This is a genomic window from Serratia sp. CY33802 (genome assembly GCF_052169095.1).
GTDB classification, from domain to species: domain Bacteria; phylum Pseudomonadota; class Gammaproteobacteria; order Enterobacterales; family Enterobacteriaceae; genus Serratia; species Serratia bockelmannii.
Genome location: NZ_JBJNLL010000009.1, coordinates 52244 through 71552, shown reverse-complemented (window position 1 = coordinate 71552; position 19309 = coordinate 52244). Strand labels below are relative to the sequence as shown.

Sequence of the window (19309 nt, the reverse complement as noted above, 5' to 3'; positions counted from 1 at the left end):
GCCGCCGCGTAATCAGTGGCAGGCCGGCCCGGCCGACATCACTTCGCGAAAATGGGTGACCAGCGGGCGCAGGTTGGCCTTGTGCCACACTGCCCACAGCTGCGTGGTGTATTGCATCCAGGGCAGCTCGCGCAGCACCACGCCCTGCGGCGCGTTATGCCGCAGGCTGTGCTGGATCAGCGTCATCCCCAACCCGGCGGCGACCAGCCCCAGCGCGGTCAGCGGCTCGCCCGCTTCCAGCCGAATATCCGGATCAAACCCGGCCTTCACGCAGGCCGCCACGAAGTCGTCGCGCGAATGGGCATCCTCTTTGTGGATCACCGAGATCCAGGCCTGATCGGTGAGATCCGCCGGCTGCAGCGTCTCCCTTTCAGCCAGCGGATGCGTCTGCGGCAGGGCCAGCAGCATGCGATCGTCTAACACCTGCGTATAGTCCAAATCCTGATCGTCGCGATCCGGCGCCGTATTGACCAGCGCCACGTCCAGGCTACGCTGCCGCAGCCCTTCGAGCTGCATGGAAGAAGGCTGACTGTAAAGCACGATGTGCACATCCGGCCGGGACACCCGCAGCGCCCGCAATGCGTTCGACAAAACGCCGGAGTGCATCGCATTTTCGATATAGCCGATGCACAGCCCGCCGTCTTCCCCCCGTCCCAGGCGGCGCCCGAGCGACTCAAGCCGGTTGGCGTGCGTCAATAGCGCGCGGGTTTCGGCCAGAAACGTCTGGCCGTCGGCCGTCAGGCGGATGCGCTGCTGATTGCGCTCAAACAGCATCAACCCGAGGCGCTCCTCAAGCTGGGAAATCTGCCTGCTCAGTGGGGACTGGGAAATGTGCAGCCGTTCGGCGGCGCGGCCGACGTGCTCCTCTTCCGCCACCGCGACAAAGTATTTCAACTGACGTAAATCGATCATGTGAGACCTCAAAGGACTTAACTTAGACGAATTATGTCCTATCAAGTCACAACTTGCCACGTTATCTTTAGCCTCGTGACGGGGCAGACAGGTATGAGCCCCATAAGTTTCCCTGAAAAGATAACGTATTGAGGATCGACTATGAGCATCAAAAATATTTTACCCGGCAAGATCGGTTTGGGCGGCGCGCCGCTCGGCAATATGTTCCGCAACATCCCGCAAGAGGACGTGCAAGCCACCGTCAGCGGCGCCTGGGATCTGGGCATCCGCTACTTCGACACCGCGCCGCTCTACGGTTCCGGCCTGTCGGAAATCCGCATGGGTGAAGTGCTGTCGCAATACCCACGCGACGAGTATGTGCTGAGCACCAAAGTGGGCCGCATCATGCTGGACGAAGAAGAAGACACCTCCGCCCGCGATCTGGGTGAGAAAGGCGGTTTGTTCGAACACGGTTTGAAGAACAAGATCGTCAACGACTACTCCGCCGACGCCACGCTGCGTTCCATTGAAGACAGCCTGAAGCGCCTGAAAACCGACCGTCTGGACATCGTCTGGATCCACGATCCGGCCCAGGACTTTTACGGCGACAACTGGATTGAGCAGTTCAACATCGCTCGCACCGGCGCTTTCCGCGCGCTGACCCGTCTGCGTGAAGAAGGGGTGATCAAGGCCTGGGGCCTCGGCGTCAACCGCGTCGAGCCTTGTGAACTGGCGCTGGGTCTGAGCGAAACGCAGCCGGATGCCTTCCTGCTGGCCGGCCGTTACAGCCTGCTGGATCATGAACGCGCCCTGCAGCGTTTGATGCCGGAAGCCCTGGCGAGCAACGTCGACATTGTCGTCGGCGGCCCTTACAACTCTGGCGTGCTGGCCGGTGGCGAGCACTACGAATACCAGAAAGCATCCCCGGCGGTGTTGGCGAAAGTGGCGCAAATCAAGGCGATCGCCGCTCGCTTCCAGGTCGACGTCAAAGCCGCCGCGCTGCAGTTCTCGCTGGCTAACCCGGCGGTCGCCGCCGTGATCCCCGGTTCGAGCCGCCCTGGCCGCATGGCCGAAGATCTGGCTGCGCTGGACGCCGTTATCCCGGCTGAATTCTGGGCCGAAATGCGCCGTCAGAAACTGGTGGCCGACAACGCGCCGCTGCCGATTCGTTAAGTTTTATGGGGCCGCATCGCCCCATTACCCCCATTAACTCGATGAGATACATGATGAAACTGGATCTATCAGGCAAAGTCGCCGTCGTCAGCGGCTCCACCTCCGGCATCGGCCTCGGCATCGCGCGCGGGCTCGCCAAAACGGGCGCCACCGTCGTGATCGTCGGCCGTCAGAAAACCGGGGTCGATAACGCTATCGCCGACATCAGCGCCAACGTGCCCGGCGCGCAGGTGCGCGGCGTGGTCGCAGATCTCGGGACGGAACAAGGGGCTGCCACCCTGTTCGCCGCGGAACCGAAAGCCGACGTGCTGATCAACAACCTGGGCATTTTCAACGATAAAGACTTCTTTACCGTGCCCGACAGCGAGTGGATGCACTTCTATAACGTCAACGTCCTCTCGGGCGTGCGTCTTGCGCGCCACTATGCGCGGAGCATGACCGAGCAGGGTTGGGGACGCATTATTTTCGTGTCGTCCGAATCCGGCGTCGCCATCCCGGCGGACATGATCAACTACGGCGTCACCAAAAGCGCCAACCTGGCGGTGTCTCACGGCCTGGCGAAACGCCTCGCCGGCACCGGTGTGACGGTCAACGCCATCCTGCCGGGGCCAACCTTTACCGAAGGCCTGCAAGAAATGCTGGCGGATGCGGCGGCCAAATCCGGGCGCAGCGCACGCGATCAGGCCGACGAGTTCGTTAAAACCGAACGCCCAAGCTCCATCATTCAGCGCGCGGCGGACGTCGATGAAGTGGCCAACCTGGCCGTTTACCTCGCGTCTCCGCTGTCTTCGGCCACCACCGGCGCGGCGCTGCGCGTTGACGGCGGCGTCGTAGATACGCTGGCAATGTAACCCTGTATCCGAAACCGATATTAAGAGAGAAAGAAAATGGCTACTACATCCGTCTCTATGGACATCCCGGCATCTGCCGACACCGTATGGCAACTGATCGGCGGCTTCGACGCCTTGCCTGACTGGCTGCCGTTCATCCCAAAAAGCGTCGTTTCTGAAGGCGGCCGCGTGCGTACCTTAACCACCGCCGACGGCGGTATCGTCATCGAGCGGCTGGAAGCGTTCGACAACCGTCAACGCAGCTACAGCTACTCCATCATGCAAGCGCCGTTCCCGGTGGTGAATTACCTGTCCACCCTGTCAGTGCACGCCACCGACGACGCCAACGTGGCGCGCGTGGAATGGTCGGGCAGCTTCACGCCGGTCAACATCAGCGACGACGAGGCCATCGCCCTGTTCAGCGGCATCTACCAGGGCGGCCTGGATGCGCTGAGCGGCAACTTCCCTCGTTAACGCTTGAACACTTAAGCCCCACGGTCGATGGCTGCACCCATCGGCCGTTTTTTTTTGGGGTTTGGGTGCACAAGCGGGCACGCCGCGCAGCAGGATAAATCCGTCATCGCCGCTTATGCTGTAAAGGAGATGTTCATTTGAGGAGATGACCGTGCGCCCCTTCAACTTGCAACGGCTGGATCATGTGGTTCTGCGCGTGCGCGATATGCAGAACAGCCTGCGTTTTTATACCCAGATCGTCGGCTGTGATATCGCCAAACAGCGACCGGATTTGGGGCTGGTGCACCTGCGCGCCGGTGCCTCCATGATCGACCTGGTGGACATCAATGGCGTGCTGGGGAAAAAAGGCGGCGAAGCGCCCGATCCTCATAGGCAAAATGTCGATCACGTCTGCCTGCGCATCGATCCGTTCAACGAAGAGGCGTTGTTGACCTATCTGCGATCGCAGGGGATCGGCGTTGATCCCGCCGAATCGCGCTATGGGGCGGAAGGCGACGGGCCGTCCATTTATTTCAGCGATCCGGACGGTAATCGCGTGGAATTGAAAGGGCCGGCGGGATGAGATTAACGGGCCATAGATAATGGAGCCTTATCGGCCCCATCTGTTTGAACGCCACGGGTAGGTGTTCCACGCACCAACAATAAGCTGCTAGCTTATGGTTCTATCGATGTCATTGGCTACGAGAGGCGCTGCCCCATATGAGAAAACCGATCGCCTCGGTGATTTTTGTCCTGGTATTCGCTGTCTTGCCGAACATCATTCCCTCTCGGCTGCTGCTGACACCGGACATGGCGTGGGAAATGGTTCACAAGTCTAATGAATGGGGTCTCGACGATCCGCAAGCGCTTTCGACAACCTGCCTGCTAATGCTTTATGCAGCTGTCGCGGGGTTGTGTCTGCGTTTTATGCCAAAAAAATCGGCCTAACCCGTCACTGCTGAACGTTAACGCCCCTGCGCTGCCAGTGCCTGGGCGCAGGCCCAGGCCGAGCTCCAGGCCCACTGGAAGTTGTAACCGCCCAACCACCCGGTCACGTCCACCACTTCGCCGATAAAGTAGAGCCCCGGCGCCTTGTGGGCTTCCATCGTCTTGGAGGAAAGTTCGTTGGTGTCGACACCGCCGAGCGTCACTTCCGCCGTGCGGTAGCCTTCGGTGCCGTTCGGCTGCACGCGCCAGTTCTGCAACAGATCCACCAGCGCCGCCTGCTGCGGCGCATTCAGCTGCTTCAGCGTCGCCTCCGGCAGTTGTCCCAGGGTCTGCAAGCATTCCACCAGCCGCTTCGGCAAGTGCAGCGCCAGGGTGTTTTTCAGGCTTTGGTTCGGGTGCTGCAGGCGCTGTTCATCCAGGAAGCCCGCCAGATCCAGCTCAGGAAGTAAGTTAATGCTCACATACTCACCCGGTTGCCAGTAGCTGGACAGCTGCAATACCGCCGGGCCGGACAGGCCGCGATGGGTGAACAGGATGCTTTCACGGAAGCTGACGCCGTTCTCGGCGGTGATCACCGCCGGCACCGACACGCCGGACAGCGTCTGCACATGCTCCAGCAGCGGTTTATGCAGGGTAAACGGCACCAGCCCGGCGCGCGTCGGCAGCACCTTAAGGCCGAACTGCTCCGCCAGCTTGTAACCGAACGGCGACGCGCCCAACCCCGGCATGGATAATCCGCCGCTGGCCACCACAAGTGAGCGAGCGCTCACTTTTTCACCATTCAGCGCCAGCGCGTAGCCATTCTCGGTTTTATCTACGCCCAGCACCTCGCTGCGCAGGCGCATCGTCACCTGGCCCAGCTCGCACTCTTTGACCAGCAGATCCACCACCTGCTGCGCCGAATCGTCGCAGAACAGCTGCCCCAGCGTTTTTTCATGGTAGGCGATGCCGTAACGGTTGATCAGATCGATGAAGTCCCACTGGGTGTAGCGCGCCAGCGCCGACTTGCAGAAGTGCGGGTTGTTCGACAGATAGGCCGCCGGTTCGGCGTACATGTTGGTGAAGTTGCAGCGCCCACCGCCGGACATCAGGATCTTGCGGCCCGGTTTTTTGCCGTTGTCGAGCAGCAATACGCGGCAACCGAGTTGCCCCGCCTGCGCGGCGCAAAACATGCCGGCGGCGCCCGCCCCAATCACTACGACATCAAACTGTTCCACCTGAGCCTCACTTATCAAAACCACAATCGCGACAAAAGAGCGCCATATTACGCCGTTTCGCCGCCGGTCACCGCCAAATTCACGGCGGCAGATTGTAAAGCCCCGGCGGCGCCAACGCCATAGTAAGAAAATATTACAGAGGTCAGAGCAGATTAACGCGTTGATATTCCATATTTTTGTTATAGGCGCGTCATCGTTTCGTCATGTCCAAATCAAAAAAACGTCATATTTTCCTTTTCCCCGGCCCCGGTTGTCACTGATAATGCGCGGCGTTCATGTCCACAAACTGGCGTAACGCTTATGCTGCATTTGTTCGCTGGCCTGGATTTCCATACCGGCCTGATGTTAATTCTCGCATTGTTGTTCGTGTTGTTTTATGAAGCCATCAACGGTTTTCATGATACGGCCAATGCGGTCGCTACAGTTATTTATACCCGCGCCATGCGCTCGCAACTTGCGGTCGTGATGGCAGGTTTGTTCAACTTTCTTGGCGTAATGCTCGGCGGTTTGAGTGTTGCTTACGCCATCGTCCACTTGCTGCCTACCGATCTGTTGTTGAACGTCAGTTCAGCACACGGATTAGCCATGGTCTTCTCCATGCTGCTGGCGGCAATCATCTGGAACCTCGGCACCTGGTATTTCGGTTTGCCGGCCTCCAGTTCCCATACGCTGATAGGCGCAATCATCGGTGTCGGTTTAACCAACGCCCTGATGACCCACACCTCGGTCGTGGATGCGCTTAACGTCCCGAAAATGATTGGCATTTTCCTTTCTCTGCTGTTCTCGCCGCTGGTCGGCATGATGGTAGCGGGAGTGATGGTGTTCGCCTTGCGCCGCTATTGGAGTGGCACCAAGAAACGCCAGCGTATCCACATGACCCCTGCGGAACGTGAAAAGGTCGACGGCAAACGCAAGCCGCCGTTCTGGACCCGTATCGCGCTGATCCTGTCGGCGATTGGCGTCAGCTTCTCGCACGGCGCCAACGACGGCCAGAAAGGTATCGGCCTTATCATGCTGGTGCTGATCGGCGTTGCGCCGGCCGGCTTCGTGGTCAATATGAATGCAACCGGTTATGACATCACCCGTACGCGTGATGCCGTGACCCACCTGCAGCAATATTACCAGCAGCACGGCGACGCGCTGTCGCATGCGGTGTCGCTGACGCCGCTGGTGCCAAGCCCGGATGACGAAGCCGCGCCTGGCAAGCCTGCCGAGTTCCACTGCGACAGTTCGCGCGCCATGCCGGCGATCGAGCTGGCTCAGGGCATGCTGACCAACCTGCAAAGCTACGATCAGCTGACGGTTGACCAGCGCAGCCACCTGCGCCGCCTGCTGATGTGCGTGACCGACACGGCGGATAAAGTCGCCAAGCTGCCGGAAACCTCATCCGCCGACCAGCGTTTCCTGAAGAACCTGCGTCAGGATCTGCTGCAGACCGTCGAGTACGCGCCGATGTGGATCATCGTCGCCGTCGCGCTGGCGCTGTCGCTCGGTACCATGGTGGGTTGGAAACGCGTGGCCACCACCATCGGCGAGAAGATCGGCAAGAAAGGCATGACTTACGCCCAGGGCGTATCGGCCCAGATGACCGCGGCGCTGTCTATCGGCGTGGCGAGTTATACCGGCATGCCGGTCTCCACCACCCACGTCCTCTCTTCGGCGGTTGCCGGGACGATGATCGTGGACGGCGGCGGCGTGCAGAGCAAAACCGTGAAGAACATCCTGTTGGCCTGGGTACTGACCCTGCCAATCTCGATCCTGCTTTCCGGTGCGCTGTATTGGGTTGCGTTGAAGCTGATCTAAGCGATAAGCATCATGAGGAAGGCGGCCCCAGGGCCGCCTTTTTTTTGCCTGCATCAAGGGAAACAGGAAGGCATTAATACCAGATCATCAGCGCTATCAGGCTGATGACCACCAGGCCGCACAGGGCCGAGGTCAGCATAAACTGCCCGCGCACCCGCTCGCAGCGGCGGATAAACTCCGGATCGTGATGCTCGACATAGCGCTGCGCGAAGATATAGCGCACCAGCCTCAGCTGCTTGCTGGGTTGCCCGTGGGCGGTGAAAAAACCGCCGCCGTCGACGTACTGGTACAGCAACGGGTCACAGCCGCGCAATACCACCAGCAACGCGCGCAGAGAAGAGTAATACCGCACCATGTTTACCACACACACCACACATAAGGCCCAAAACAGCGCGACGGTACTGATCATGATTACCCCCTCAAGGCGTTGTTATCCGCGGCCTTCCGCCGGGTCCAACCGCCCTACCTCATTACCCGATACTCTGCTGGAGCTTACCGCTCTCATCCCCTTTTTTGCCTGCACGGACCATGCCCATAACCCACCGCCTCCGGAGACGTTACCGCACCGCACAGAGAGATTTGCACGGCGTGGTTCCACTCAGAGGGGAAATGATGAGGCCCATATCCATCATTGTAGGTTAATGAAACGCAAACTGGCCTGAGCAGTGGATAAAATTTACCGCCCTGTGCCGAAAAGTCACCTGCCGGGACGTTATAAGCGATAACCGCCCGTTTTCGATTAGGCGGTTTTTATGGATAGTCTATCCCGCGCCACGCCGCTGATCTTTCCCCCCACGCTGGCTAGACTCAGGTTTCCGTTACGTTCATCCAAGGAAACTGTTATGGCAAACCATTCAATCAAGGGAAAAACCGTCCTCATCGCCGGCGGCGCCAAGAACCTCGGCGGGCTGATCGCGCGCGATTTGGCTGAGCAAGGCGCCAAAGCGGTGGTGATCCACTACAACAGCGCCGCCTCCAAAGCCGAAGCGGAGAAAACCGTCGCCGCCATTCAGGCCGCCGGTGCGCAAGGCGTCGCGCTGCAGGCCGATCTGACCACCGCGGGCGCGGTCGAGAAGCTGTTCGCCGATGCGGTCGCCGCCGTCGGCAAGCCGGATATCGCCATCAATACCGTCGGCAAGGTGCTGAAAAAGCCGATGGTCGACATCAGCGAAGCCGAGTACGACGAGATGACCGCGGTCAACGCCAAAACCGCGTTCTTCTTCCTGAAAGAGGCGGGCAAGCACCTTAACGACAACGGTAAAATCTGCACGCTGGTCACCTCGCTGCTCGGCGCCTTCACGCCGTTTTACGCCGCTTACGCCGGCACCAAAGCGCCGGTGGAGCACTTCACCCGCGCCGCCGCCAAGGAGTTCGGCGAGCGTGGCATCTCCGTGACGGCGGTCGGCCCCGGCCCGATGGACACCCCGTTCTTCTACCCGGCTGAGGGTGCGGACGCCGTGGCCTACCACAAGACGGCGGCGGCGCTGTCGCCGTTCAGCAAAACCGGCCTGACCGATATCGAAGACGTGGTGCCGTTCATCCGCCATCTGGTCAGCGACGGCTGGTGGGTAACCGGCCAAACCATCCTGATCAACGGCGGCTACACCACCAAATAAGTTCGACGGGGGGCGGAGATGCCCCCGCACCTGCTCGCGCGCAACCCCGTCATACGGCTACACTCTCTGTCAGAAACGGCGCCAAGGAACAGCAGGTCACGAGATGGACAGATTCAATCAATACCGCGTATTCGTGCAGGTGGCGGAAATGGGCAGCTTTATCCGGGCGGCCCACGCGCTGGAGGTGCCGCGCGCCTCGGTGTCCGCCGCCGTGCAACAACTGGAAACGCAGCTGGGCGTGCGCCTGCTGCACCGCACCACGCGGCAAGTGCGGCTGACCGCCGACGGCGAACAGCTGCTCGAGCGGCTGCGCCCGCTGCTGGCCGAGGTGGAAGACATCGATCAGTCGTTTCAGGCCAGCCAGCGGCAGGCCTCCGGGCGGCTCAGCGTCGACGTGCCGAGCCGCATCGCTCGCCGGTTGATCGCCCCGGCGCTGCCTAGCCTGTTGCGGCGCCACCCTCATCTGCAACTGGTGCTCGGCTCCGCCGATCGCGCCATCGATCTGGTGCAGGAAGGGGTCGACTGCGCGGTGCGCGTCGGCGATCTGCACGACAGCAGCCTGGTGATGCGCCCACTCGGCCATATCGCGCTGATCAACTGCGCCAGCCCTGCCTACCTGAGCGAATTCGGCCATCCGCGCCAGCCCGCCGACCTCGCTGAGGGGCACTGGAGCATCGGTTACGCCTCGCCCAAAACCGGCCGCGAATCCCCCTGGGAATACCTGACCGACGACGGCCATACGCAACGCCTCGAACTGCCCAGCCGGGTGGTGGTCAACAACGCCGAAAGCTATATCGCCTGCTGCCGCGCCGGGCTGGGGCTGATGCAAATCCCGCGCTACGACGTGCAACACCTGCTCGACGCCGGTGAACTGGTGGAAGTCCTGCCCGGTTACCGCGCCGCCTCCATGCCGATCGCCCTGATCTATCCCCATCGCCGCCAGCGATCGCGCCGCCTGGCGGTGTTTCATGAGTGGTTTGAAAGCCTGCTGCAGCCGCATCTGGAGCGCTGATTGCACATTTAGCGCTATACTTTGTTTAATAACGCTTATAATTCAAGCGGTCAGACCGTTAAAGCCCGCATAACCCATAGGCTTTTACGCCGCGCGGGTGTACAACGAAAAGTATCGGGCGGAGAGATTTTCGATGCGGCGCAGTGTGATCGCCCCAACATATCATTGCGTTATCCGAATGATACTATGGAACCAAAAGCGCCAGGCGGGTAAACGGAACGCCTGCTAACCCTTTTTAATCGGCATGTTTATGGAAGGAGTATTCTTATGGCTTACAAACACATACTGATCGCGGTGGACCTATCCCCGGAAAGCAAGATCCTGGTAGAAAAAGCCGTCTCGATGGCGCGGCCGTACAACGCTAAAGTTTCTCTGATCCACGTCGATGTCAACTATTCCGACCTCTATACTGGCCTGATCGACGTCAATCTCGGCGACATGCAAAAACGCATCTCTGAGGAAACCCATCAGGCGCTGACCGAGCTGTCGCAGAACGCCGGCTACCCGATCACCGAGACCCTGAGCGGCAGCGGCGATCTGGCGCAGGTATTGGTCGATGCCATCAAGAAATACGACATGGACCTGGTACTGTGCGGCCACCATCAGGACTTCTGGAGCAAGCTGATGTCTTCCGCTCGCCAGCTGATCAATACCGTGCACATCGATATGCTGATCGTGCCGCTGCGCGACGAAGAAGACGAATAAAGTAAGCGCTTGCTAACTTAACTACCCAACGCCCGCGCCCTGCGGGCGTTTTTCATGCCGCCACGCCGATTAATCGCTTGATAATCAACCGCCCTCCGATGATATAGTCGCTAAAGACACAACATCCTCCCCCGGGCATCATCGACACCCAAATCTATAAGAAATAGCGGGGGAAACTTAATGCGAAAAGGAGTTATCCATGGAATATGCCGTATCGGTAGAGTCTTTCCTGTCCTCGTTACAACGCCATAACCCCCACCAGCCGGAATATCTGCAGGCGGTGCGCGAAGTGTTCACCTCGCTGTGGCCGTTTATCGAGCGCAACCCGCGCTATCGCGAACAGGCGCTGCTGGAACGCCTGGTAGAGCCCGAGCGCATCATTCAATTCCGCGTCAGCTGGGTGGACGATCGCGGCCAGGTGCAGGTCAATCGCGCCTTCCGCGTGCAGTTCAACTCGGCCATCGGCCCCTACAAGGGCGGCATGCGTTTCCACCCATCGGTAAACCTGTCGATCCTGAAGTTCCTCGGCTTTGAGCAGACCTTCAAGAATGCGCTGACTACCCTGCCGATGGGCGGCGGCAAAGGCGGCTCCGATTTCGATCCGAAGGGCAAAAGCCAGGGCGAGATCATGCGTTTCTGCCAGGCGCTGATGACCGAGCTGTACCGCCATCTGGGGCCGGACACCGACGTGCCGGCCGGCGACATCGGCGTCGGCGGCCGTGAAGTCGGCTTTATGGCCGGCATGATGAAGAAACTGTCCAACAACACCGCCTGCGTATTTACCGGCAAAGGGCTCTCCTTCGGCGGCAGCCTGATCCGCCCCGAGGCGACCGGCTACGGCCTGGTGTACTTTACCGACGCCATGCTGCAGCGCCACGGCCTGGGCTTTGAGGGCATGCGGGTGGCGGTGTCCGGCTCCGGCAACGTGGCGCAGTACACCATCGAAAAAGCGCTGGAGCTGGACGCGCGCGTGATCACCGTGTCGGATTCCGGTGGCACCCTGGTGGACGAAGACGGCTTCACTACCGAGAAGCTGGCACACCTGGCGGAGATCAAAAACCAGCGTTACGGCCGGGTGGCGGACTACGCCCGCGAACGCGGCCTGACCTATCTGGCGGGCCAGCAGCCGTGGAACGTGCCGGTGGATATCGCCCTGCCGTGCGCCACCCAGAACGAACTGGATCTCGAGGCGGCGCAGACGCTGATCCGCAACGGGGTGAAGGCGGTGGCGGAAGGCGCCAACATGCCGACCACCATCCAGGCCACCGACGCCTTCCTCGACGCCGGGGTGCTGTTCGCACCCGGCAAGGCGGCCAACGCCGGCGGCGTGGCCACCTCGGGGCTGGAGATGGCGCAAAACGCCGCGCGCATCGGCTGGCGGGCGGAAAAAGTGGATGTACGTTTACAACATATCATGGCGGATATTCACCATGCCTGCGTGGAATACGGCGGCGAGGGCAAGCAAACCCACTATGTACACGGCGCGAATATCGCCGGTTTCGTCAAGGTCGCGGAGGCGATGCTGGCCCAAGGCGTGCTGTAATCCGTCGTAAAGGTGATCTTGTTCACACATCGATTAAATGCTTCAATGCCGGCCTCTGCGCCGGCATTTTTTTATGCCTTCACGCCATCAGAATGATGCAATTTAGTTAAATAAAAGTTAATAAATAGTTAATTAATGCCATTTAATTGGTAGTAAATTTACCACCACCAGATAATTAAACATTTATTTAACATCAAATACGCCAATATTTTACTTAAATGTGTGCAGATCACATTTCATTAACTTCAGCTACGCCCCCTCTTCCATTCCTTTGTAATCTTCAGCGGTGGAAAAACCGCCACCCCTACAGATAAAAAAAGGTACAGCTAATGAAATTTAACCTCGCATTATTAAATGCATGTGTGGTTTCTGCGTGCATGTTATCGACAACACCTGTGTTCGCCGCTGATAAGTATGAGATTGCCGTAGTCGCCAAAGTGACCGGCATCCCGTGGTTCAACCGCATGGAAGTGGGCGTCAACGAAGCGGCGAAAAAACTCGACGTCAACGCCTACCAGACCGGCCCTTCTACGCCGGATCCGGCCGCGCAGGTCAAGGTGATTGAGGATCTGATCGCCAAGAACGTCAACGCCATCATCGTGGTGCCGAACGACGCCAAGGTGCTGGAACCGGTGCTGAAAAAAGCGCGCGACAAAGGCATCGTGGTGCTGACCCATGAATCCCCGGACCAGCAGATCGGCCAGTGGGACATCGAGACCATCGACAGCGAGAAATACGCGCAGGCCAACGTCGATGAGCTGGCGAAAGACATGGGCGGCAAAGGCGGCTATGCGATCTACGTCGGTTCGCTGACCGTGCCGCTGCACAACGCCTGGGCCGACTTCGCCATCAAATACCAGAAAGAAAAATACCCGGACATGTTTGAAGTCACCTCGCGCTTGCCGGTGGCGGAAAGCATCGACAAATCCTACGCCACCACGCTGGATCTGATGAAAACCTATCCGCAGATGAAGGGCATCATCGGCTTCGGTTCGCTCGGCCCGATCGGCGCCGGCCAGGCGGTGGCCAAGAAACGCGCCAAGGACAAAATCGCGGTGGTGGGCATCGCCATGCCGGCGCAGGCCGCCCCTTACCTGATGCGCGGCGACATCAAGAAAGCGCTGCTGTGGGATCCGAAAGACGCCGGTTATGCGCTGGTGACGGTGGCCGACCAGCTGTTGCAGGGCAAGGAAGTGAATAAGGACCTGTCGATCGAGGGCCTCGGTAAGGCCGACGTCGATATGGAACACAAAGTGATTCGGTTTAATAAGATTTTGGAAGTGACCAAAGACAACGCCAAATCGCTCGGATTCTGATTTTTCGCGTAATTTCGCCACACCGGGAAAGAAGTTAAACCCTCGTAGGGGCGCAGCGTTGCTGCGCCCAGGGCTTCGGCCGCTACGCAAGCACAGGTTAACGTTATGACAGCCTCCCCCGCATTTATCACCCTGGAGAATATCAGCAAGCGATTCCCAGGCGTGCTGGCATTAGACCAGATCAACCTGACGCTGAATAAAGGCGAAGTGCACTGCCTGGCCGGGCAAAACGGCTGCGGCAAAAGCACCATTATTAAAATCATCTCCGGCGTCTATCAGCCGGAAAAAGGCGCCAACATTTCGCTGGAAGGCAAACTCTTCCACGCCCTGACGCCGCAGCTGTCCGGTTATTACGGCATACAGGTGATCTACCAGGACCTGTCGCTGTTCCCTAACCTGACGGTGGCGGAAAACATCGCTATCCACCGTTACCTGCCCGGCGGCCACTTCTGGGTGCGCAAGCGGGTGATGCGCCAGACGGCGCTGGACGCCATGGCACGGGTCGGCGTACACATCGATCCCGATAAAAAGGTGGAAAAATTGTCGATCGCCGATCGGCAGCTGGTGGCGATTTGCCGCGCCATCGCCGCCGAAGCGCGGTTGGTTATCATGGACGAACCGACCGCCTCGCTGACCCGCCAGGAAGTCGACGGCCTGCTGCGGGTGGTTAACGAACTGAAGGCGGCCGGCATCTGCGTGGTGTTCGTCAGCCACAGATTGGATGAAGTGATGGAAGTCGCCGATCGCATCAGCGTAATGCGCGACGGCAAGCTGGTGGGCACCTGGCCGGCCAGCGAACTGGACAGCCATGAACTGGCGTTCCTGATGACCGGCCAACGCTTCCATTACAGCCCGCTGCCCCCGCTGCCCCCGGCTGAACAAGCGCCGCTGCTCGAGGTGCGCAACCTCAGCCGCGGCGAAAAATACCGCAACGTCAATCTGGCGCTGCGCGGCGGCGAGATCGTCTCGATCGTCGGCCTGCTCGGCGCCGGCCGCACCGAACTGTGCCTCAGCCTGTTCGGCATGACGCGGCCAGACAGCGGCGAGATCCGCATCGAGGGCCACACGGTGCAGCTGCACAACAACCGCGAAGCGGTGCGCCACGGCATCGGCTATGTGTCGGAAGATCGCCTGACGCAGGGGTTGATCATGGAGCAATCGATCTACGACAACACCATCGTCACCGTCTTCGATCGGCTGCATACCTCGCTCGGGCTGCTGGATCACGCCAAGGCGACCGAGCTGGTCAACCGGCTGATCCGCGATTTGAACATCAAGGTGTCCGACAGCGCATTGCCGGTGAAAACCCTGTCCGGCGGCAACGCCCAACGTATCGCCATCGCCAAATGGGTGGCGACCCAGCCGAAGATCCTGATCCTCGACTCGCCTACCGTCGGCGTGGACATCGCCAACAAAGAGGGGATCTACCAGATCGCCCGCGATCTGGCGCAGCTGGGCATGGCGGTGCTGATGATCTGCGACGAGATCCCGGAAGCCTATTACAACAGCCATCGGGTGATGGTGATGCGCAAGGGCGAACTGATCGCCGAATTCGCGCCGCACCAGAGTACCGAACAACAGATCGCCGAGGTGGTGAATGGATAAGTCATTATTGGCCCGCCTGGCCGGGCGGCACGAGTTTTATCTCGGCCTGTTGGTGCTGCTGCTGGCGATCGGCCTAAGCGCCGGCACCGATGAGTTTCTGACGCTCGGCAACCTGACCGACGTCGCCACCAGCTACGCCATTCTCGGCATTCTGGCCTGCGGGCTGTTCGTGGTGCTGATCGCCGGCGGCATCGACATTTCGTTCCCGGCGGTCACCGCCATCGCCCAGTATGTGATGGCCAGTTGGGTGATCCAGCACGGCGGCAGCTTCCCGCTGGCGTTCGCCCTGGCGATCGGCGTCGGCCTACTGCTCGGGCTGGTGAACGGTTTCCTGGTGTACTGGCTGAAGGTGCCGGCGATCATCATCACCATCGCTACCCTTAACCTGTTCTACGGCCTGCTGGTGTATGCCACCAACGGCACCTGGCTGTACGGCTTCCCGGACTGGTTCATGAACGGCATCAACTGGTTCTCGTTCCAGGGCGCCGACGGTTACGACTACGGCCTGACGCTGCCGCTGCTGTGCCTGCTGGCGACCATCGTCGTCACCGGCGTGCTGATGAACCGCACCCGGCTGGGGCGCCAGATCTACGCCATGGGCGGCAACCGCGACGCGGCGTCGCGCCTGGGGTTGAACCTGCTGCGGCTGCACTTCTGCGTCTACGGCTATATGGGCATTCTGGCCGGCGTCGCGGCGGTAGTGCAGGCGCAGATCACCCAGTCGGTGGCGCCCAACTCGCTGCTCGGCTTCGAGCTGACGGTATTGGCGGCGGTGGTGCTGGGCGGCACCAGCATGAGCGGTGGCCGCGGATCGTTGACCGGCACCCTGCTCGGCGTGGTGCTGCTGGCCTTCCTGCAAAACGGGCTGACGCTGCTCAGCGTCTCGGCCTATTGGCACCAGGTGTTCAGCGGCGCGATCATTTTGATCAGCATCAGCACCACCGCCTGGAACGAAAAACGCAAGCTGCTCAAGGAGATCTGACATGACGCAGTTAACTCGGTTGATCCCAAGCGATCGGATCATTCGTCTGCAGGGCGCGATCATCATCGCGGTGGCGCTGCTGTTCGCCGGTCTGCTCGGATCGCGCTTCTTCAGCCTTGGCAACTTCCAGTCGATCGCCTCGCAGCTGCCGATCCTCGGCCTGCTGGCGCTCGGCATGGGCATCACCATGCTGACCGGCGGCATCAATCTGTCGATCATCGCCGGCGCCAACGCCTGTTCGCTGGTGATGGCGGCGATCATCGTCAGCCATCCCGACCAGCCGCTGTTCCTGGTGCTGGCGCTGCTGGCCGGCCTGCTGGTGGCGGTGGCGATCGGCGCACTGAACGGAGTACTGGTGGCCTGGATCGGCGTTTCGCCGATCCTCGCCTCGCTCGGCACCATGACCCTGATCACCGGCCTGAATATCCTGCTGTCCAACGGCGCGGTGATCTCCGGCTTCCCGGCGGCGATTCAATTTCTTGGCAATGGCGCCGTGCTCGGCGTGCCGGTGGCGCTGATCCTGTTCCTGCTGGTAGCGGTCGGGCTGTGGCTGCTGCTGGAGCACACCACGCTGGGCCGCAGCCTGTACTTGATCGGCTCCAACGAGCAGGCCACCCGCTTCAGCGGCGTGAACACCGCGCGGGTGCAGATCGCGGTGTATATCCTGTCGGCGCTGCTCGGCTGGGGCGCCGCCCTGCTGATGATGGCCAAGTTCAACTCGGCCAAGGCCGGCTACGGCGAATCTTATCTGCTGGTGACCATTCTGGCCTCGGTGCTGGGCGGCATTAACCCGGACGGCGGTTTCGGCCGTATTCTGGGGCTGGTGCTGGCGCTGATCGTGCTGCAAATGTTGGAAAGCGGCCTCAATCTGCTGGGGGTCAGCAGCTACCTGACCATGGCCCTGTGGGGCGGCGTGCTGATCCTGTTTATCGCGTTACAGAATCGAAAAGCCTGAGGAGAAAATAATGGCAAGCTATTTTATTGGCGTAGATGTGGGCACCGGAAGCGCGCGCGCAGGCGTATTCGATCTCAACGGCCGCATGGTCGGCCAGGCCAGCCGGGCCATCGATCTGTACCGGCCGAAGGCGGATTTCGTCGAGCAGTCGTCGGATAACATCTGGCAGGCGGTGTGCAATGCGGTGCGCGACGCGGTCAACCAGGCCGACATCAACCCGATCCAGGTCAAGGGGTTGGGCTTCGACGCCACCTGTTCGCTGGTGGTGCTGGATAAAGAGGGCAAGCCGCTGACCGTCAGCCCCTCCGGCCGCACCGAACAGAACATCATCGTGTGGATGGATCACCGGGCGATCGCCCAGGCCGAGCGCATCAACGCCACCAAACACCGGGTGCTGGACTTCGTCGGCGGCATTATCTCGCCGGAGATGCAGACGCCGAAACTGCTGTGGCTGAAACAGCACATGCCCACCACCTGGGCCAACGCCGGCTACCTGTTCGATCTGCCGGACTTCCTCACCTGGCGCGCCACCCAGGACGCCACCCGTTCGCTGTGCTCGACGGTGTGCAAGTGGACCTATCTCGGCCACGAGCAGCGTTGGGACAAGAGCTACTTCCAGCAGATCGGGCTGGAAGACGTGCTGGAACACGACGCGGCCAAGATCGGCAGCGACGTTAAAATGATGGGCGAGCCGCTGGGCCACGGCCTGACTCAGCGCGCCGCCAGCGAGATGGGGCTGATCGCCGGCACGGCGGTGAGCGTATCGATAATCGATGCCCACGCCGGCACCCTCGGCACGCTGGGCGCCACCGGCGTCTCCGGTGAGGTGGCCGACTTCAACCGCCGCGTCGCGCTGATCGGCGGCACCTCCACCGGTCATATGGCGATGTCGCGCACCGCGCGCTTTATCGGCGGCGTCTGGGGGCCGTATTACTCGGCGATCCTGCCGGAATACTGGCTGAACGAGGGCGGCCAGTCTGCCACCGGCGCGCTGATCGACCACGTCATCCAGTCGCACCCGTGCTACCCGGAGCTGCTGGCGCAGGCGAAAACCCAGGGGCAGACCATCTATGAGGTGCTGAACGCCATTCTGCGCCGCATGGCCGGCGAGCCGGAGAATATCGCCTTCCTGACGCAGGACATTCACATGCTGCCGTACTTCCACGGCAACCGCTCGCCGCGCGCCAACCCGACGCTGACCGGCATCCTGACCGGGCTGAAGCTGTCGCGCACGCCGGAGGATATGGCGCTGCACTACCTGGCCACCATTCAGGCCATCGCGCTCGGCACCCGCCACATCATCGAAACCATGAACCACAGCGGCTACAGCATCGACACCATCATGGCCAGCGGCGGCGGCACCAAGAACCCGATCTTCGTGCAGGAGCACGCCAACGCCACCGGCTGCGCCATGCTGCTGCCGGAGGAAAGCGAAGCGATGCTGCTCGGCGGTGCGATGATGGGCACCGTGGCGGCGGGCGTGTTCGACACCTTGCCGGAGGCGATGAGCGCCATGAGCCGCATCGGCAAGACGGTGACGCCGCAGACCAACCAGATAAAAAGCTACTACGACCGCAAATACCGGGTGTTCCATGAGCTGTACAACGACCACATGAAATACCGCCGGCTGATGCAGGAGGAGGCGTGATGCAGCAGGAATGGCGGCAGGCCGTGCAGGGTTGGCAAACCTACAGCCAGGAGCTGGCGCAGCTGGGCGAGCGCCTCGACGCGCGCACCTGGCAACGGCTGCTGGCGCTGCTGACCGACTGCCGCGGTAAAATCGCCGTCACCGGCGTCGGCACCTCGGGGATTGCGGCGCGCAAGATAGCCCACATGCTGGCCTGCGTGGAACGGCCGGCGATCTACCTCGACGCCACCGGCGCGGCGCACGGCGATCTGGGCTTTCTGCGCGCCGACGATCTGCTGATCCTGATCTCGCGCGGCGGCAATTCCGACGAGCTGACCCGCCTGCTGCCGACGCTGCAGGCCAAGGGGGTGGCGCTGATCGCGGTGACGGAAAACCCGCACTCCGCCATCGCGCAGGCGGCGCAGCTAACGATCGCCACCGGGGTGCAGAAGGAGATAGATCCGCTGAACATGCTGGCCACCACCTCAATTGTGCTGGTGCTGGCGATCTTCGACGCCGCCTGCGCCTGCCTGATGGCGCGCAGCGGTTACGACAAGGAGACCCTGCTGGCGGTGCATCCGGGCGGCGGCGTGGGGAAAAGTTTGCGGGAGGAAAACTGAGGGCCCGACACAG

Annotated in this window: 19 protein-coding genes; 16 read left to right on the top strand and 3 right to left on the bottom strand. The window is 60.9% G+C overall.

From position 1 onward, the window contains the following. Positions 1-12: 12 nt before the first annotated feature. Positions 13-912, bottom strand: coding sequence for a LysR substrate-binding domain-containing protein (locus tag ACJ8HA_RS21230; protein ID WP_025304598.1), 900 nt, complete (start codon positions 910-912; stop codon positions 13-15). 141 nt (positions 913-1053) lie between these two features. Between ACJ8HA_RS21230 and ACJ8HA_RS21225 the strand changes: the two genes are divergently transcribed. The 5 genes from ACJ8HA_RS21225 (at position 1054) to ACJ8HA_RS21205 (ending at position 4295) form a co-directional block, all read left to right on the top strand. After that, complete coding sequence (locus tag ACJ8HA_RS21225; protein ID WP_025304599.1) at positions 1054-2064, top strand: aldo/keto reductase; 1011 nt, start codon at positions 1054-1056, stop codon at positions 2062-2064. Positions 2065-2117: 53 nt separating this feature from the next. Further along, a complete protein-coding gene (locus tag ACJ8HA_RS21220; protein ID WP_025304600.1) occupies positions 2118-2915 on the top strand; it encodes an SDR family NAD(P)-dependent oxidoreductase in 798 nt (265 codons plus the stop codon). Between the two features lie 36 nt (positions 2916-2951). Then, complete coding sequence (locus tag ACJ8HA_RS21215) at positions 2952-3368, top strand: SRPBCC family protein (RefSeq protein ID WP_197769831.1); 417 nt, start codon at positions 2952-2954, stop codon at positions 3366-3368. A 145-nt stretch (positions 3369-3513) separates the two neighbouring features. After that, entirely contained in the window at positions 3514-3930 is a 417-nt protein-coding gene (locus tag ACJ8HA_RS21210) for a VOC family protein (RefSeq protein WP_049205612.1), read from the top strand. A 137-nt stretch (positions 3931-4067) separates the two neighbouring features. Beyond that, positions 4068-4295 carry a hypothetical protein gene (locus ACJ8HA_RS21205; RefSeq protein ID WP_440481210.1) on the top strand — a complete coding sequence of 76 codons (228 nt, stop codon included), beginning with the start codon at positions 4068-4070 and terminating at the stop codon, positions 4293-4295. 17 nt (positions 4296-4312) lie between these two features. Here ACJ8HA_RS21205 and ACJ8HA_RS21200 read toward each other — a convergent pair whose 3' ends face one another. Further along, positions 4313-5512, bottom strand: a complete 1200-nt coding sequence (locus ACJ8HA_RS21200) for an NAD(P)/FAD-dependent oxidoreductase (RefSeq protein WP_164064071.1) — start codon at positions 5510-5512, stop codon at positions 4313-4315. Between the two features lie 300 nt (positions 5513-5812). Between ACJ8HA_RS21200 and pitA the strand changes: the two genes are divergently transcribed. Then, positions 5813-7315 (top strand): inorganic phosphate transporter PitA, encoded by a 1503-nt coding sequence (gene pitA, locus ACJ8HA_RS21195; RefSeq protein WP_025304605.1) that lies wholly within the window; start codon positions 5813-5815, stop codon positions 7313-7315. A 73-nt stretch (positions 7316-7388) separates the two neighbouring features. Here pitA and uspB read toward each other — a convergent pair whose 3' ends face one another. Beyond that, on the bottom strand, positions 7389-7724 hold the full coding sequence (gene uspB, locus ACJ8HA_RS21190) for a universal stress protein UspB (protein ID WP_016930435.1): 336 nt from the start codon (positions 7722-7724) through the stop codon (positions 7389-7391). Between the two features lie 433 nt (positions 7725-8157). On the opposite strand from uspB, the gene ACJ8HA_RS21185 reads away from it, so the two are divergent. The 10 genes from ACJ8HA_RS21185 (at position 8158) to ACJ8HA_RS21140 (ending at position 19296) form a co-directional block, all read left to right on the top strand. Beyond that, a complete protein-coding gene (locus ACJ8HA_RS21185) occupies positions 8158-8931 on the top strand; it encodes an SDR family oxidoreductase (protein WP_025304606.1) in 774 nt (257 codons plus the stop codon). 103 nt (positions 8932-9034) lie between these two features. Next, positions 9035-9943, top strand: coding sequence for a LysR family transcriptional regulator (locus tag ACJ8HA_RS21180; protein WP_025304607.1), 909 nt, complete (start codon positions 9035-9037; stop codon positions 9941-9943). Positions 9944-10210: 267 nt separating this feature from the next. Then, entirely contained in the window at positions 10211-10648 is a 438-nt protein-coding gene (uspA, locus tag ACJ8HA_RS21175; RefSeq protein ID WP_004930988.1) for a universal stress protein UspA, read from the top strand. Positions 10649-10847: 199 nt separating this feature from the next. Next, on the top strand, positions 10848-12191 hold the full coding sequence (gdhA, locus tag ACJ8HA_RS21170; protein WP_021505207.1) for an NADP-specific glutamate dehydrogenase: 1344 nt from the start codon (positions 10848-10850) through the stop codon (positions 12189-12191). Positions 12192-12520: 329 nt separating this feature from the next. Further along, the gene (locus ACJ8HA_RS21165) at positions 12521-13507 is read left to right on the top strand and encodes an autoinducer 2 ABC transporter substrate-binding protein (protein ID WP_025304608.1); all 987 of its coding nucleotides are present in this window, start codon (positions 12521-12523) and stop codon (positions 13505-13507) included. A gap of 105 nt (positions 13508-13612) precedes the next feature. After that, complete coding sequence (locus ACJ8HA_RS21160) at positions 13613-15112, top strand: sugar ABC transporter ATP-binding protein (RefSeq protein WP_442515499.1); 1500 nt, start codon at positions 13613-13615, stop codon at positions 15110-15112. Then, positions 15105-16094, top strand: a complete 990-nt coding sequence (locus tag ACJ8HA_RS21155) for an ABC transporter permease (protein WP_015379367.1) — start codon at positions 15105-15107, stop codon at positions 16092-16094. The genes ACJ8HA_RS21160 and ACJ8HA_RS21155 overlap by 8 nt, the downstream gene beginning before the upstream one ends. A 1-nt stretch (position 16095) precedes the next feature. After that, a complete protein-coding gene (locus ACJ8HA_RS21150; protein WP_025304610.1) occupies positions 16096-17049 on the top strand; it encodes an ABC transporter permease in 954 nt (317 codons plus the stop codon). Between the two features lie 10 nt (positions 17050-17059). Continuing rightward, the gene (locus ACJ8HA_RS21145) at positions 17060-18697 is read left to right on the top strand and encodes an FGGY-family carbohydrate kinase (RefSeq protein ID WP_038873847.1); all 1638 of its coding nucleotides are present in this window, start codon (positions 17060-17062) and stop codon (positions 18695-18697) included. After that, positions 18697-19296 (top strand): SIS domain-containing protein, encoded by a 600-nt coding sequence (locus ACJ8HA_RS21140; protein ID WP_442515498.1) that lies wholly within the window; start codon positions 18697-18699, stop codon positions 19294-19296. The genes ACJ8HA_RS21145 and ACJ8HA_RS21140 overlap by 1 nt, the downstream gene beginning before the upstream one ends. Positions 19297-19309 lie beyond the last annotated feature (13 nt).